Genomic DNA, 1,713 nt, shown 5'->3' on the forward strand with positions numbered 1-1,713 from the left:
CGTGCGGGTCTCGTCAGGCGTCGATGATGACGGGGATGATGAGGGGTTTGCGGCGGTAGGTGCGGAAGGCCCAGTTGGCGACCGTGCGGGCGATGAGTTGTTCGAGTTGGTGGGCGTCGCCGACGCCTTCTTCCGCGGCCTTGGCCAGGGTTTTCTCGATCGCTGTGATCGCCGGTTCGAAGGTGGTGTCGTCGTGGACGAATCCGCGGGCGAGGAAGTCGGGTGTCTCCGCGAGTGCTCCGGTGTCGGCGTCCACGATCGCGACGACGGTCACCACGCCTTCTTCGGCGAGGGTGACGCGGTCTTTGAGGGATGCCTCGGTGGCGCCGCCGACGGTCATGCCGTCGACGTAGACGTTGCCCGCGGGGACTTTGCCGGTGATGGCGGCGCGTCCGTCGATGAGGTCGACGACGACGCCGTCCTCGGCGATGACGACGCGGTCGGGGTCGACGCCGGTGCGGATGGCGAGGTCGGCGTTGGCGCGCAGGTGCTTCCACTCGCCGTGTACGGGCATGACGTTGCGGGGCTTGACGATGTTGTAGCAGTAGACCAGTTCGCCGGCGCTGGCGTGGCCGGAGACGTGGACCTTGGCGTTGCCCTTGTGGACGACGTTCGCGCCCCAGCGGGTGAGGCCGTTGATGACGCGGTAGATGGCGCTTTCGTTGCCCGGGATCAGGGAGCTGGCCAGCAGGACGGTGTCGCCCTTGCCGATGCGGATGACGTGGTCGCGGTTGGCCATCCGGGAGAGTGCGGCCATCGGCTCGCCCTGGGAGCCGGTGCAGACCAGGGTGATCTTGTGGTCGGGCAGCTTCTCCAGTTCCTTCATTCCCACGACCAGGCCGGCAGGGACGTTCAGATAGCCGAGTTCGCGGGCGATGCCCATGTTGCGGACCATCGAGCGGCCCACGAAGGCGACCTTCCGGCCGTGTTGGTGGGCGGCGTCCAGCACTTGCTGGATGCGGTGCACATGGCTGGCGAAGCTGGAGACGATGACGCGTTTGGGGGAGGTGCGCAGGACCTGTTCGATCGCGGGGTTCAGTTCCCGTTCGGAGGTGGTGAAGCCGGGGACCTCGGCGTTGGTGGAGTCGGTGAGGAACAGGTCCACGCCCTCCTCGCCGAGCCGGGCGAAGGCGCGCAGGTCGGTGATGCGGTCGTCGAGGGGGAACTGGTCCATCTTGAAGTCGCCGGTGTGCAGCACCATGCCGGCACCCGTGCGGATGGCGACCGCGAGGCCGTCGGGGATGGAGTGGTTGACGGCGACGAACTCGCAGTCGAAGGGGCCGAACCCCCGCCGGTCGCCCTCGCGTACCCGTACCGTGCGGGGTTTGATGTTGTGTTCTTTGAGTTTGGCCTCCAGGAAGGCCAGTGTCAGTTTCGAGCCGACGACCGGGATGTCCCTGCGCTCACGCAGCAGATACGGCACGCCGCCGATGTGGTCCTCGTGTCCGTGGGTCAGGACGACGGCCACGATGTCGTCCAGGCGGTCCCTGATCGAGGTGAAGTCGGGAAGGATCACGTCCACCCCGGGCTGTGTCTCTTCGGGGAAGAGCACACCGCAGTCGACGATCAGCAGTTTGCCCGCGTGCTCGAAGACCGTCATGTTGCGGCCGATCTCGCCCAGACCTCCCAGGGCGACGACCCGCAGCCCTCCGGCGGGCAGCGGAGGAGCGGCTTTCAATTCGGGATGTGGATGACTCATACGCCGACGCTACC

At 66.9% G+C, this 1,713-nt stretch carries 1 protein-coding gene; it reads right to left on the reverse strand.

All coding sequences use genetic code 11. The features are described 5' to 3' along the window. Positions 1-13: 13 nt before the first annotated feature. Positions 14-1,699 (reverse strand): ribonuclease J, encoded by a 1,686-nt coding sequence (locus AB0903_RS34285; RefSeq protein ID WP_366708732.1) that lies wholly within the window; start codon positions 1,697-1,699, stop codon positions 14-16. Positions 1,700-1,713 lie beyond the last annotated feature (14 nt).

The organism is Streptomyces sp. NPDC048389, assembly GCF_040706335.1.
GTDB lineage: Bacteria > Actinomycetota > Actinomycetes > Streptomycetales > Streptomycetaceae > Streptomyces.

What these genes read in the sequence shown, in the direction of transcription:
- AB0903_RS34285 (WP_366708732.1), bottom strand. Translation starts at nt 1,699, where the DNA reads ATGAGTCATCCACATCCCGAATTGAAAGCCGCTCCTCCGCTGCCCGCC.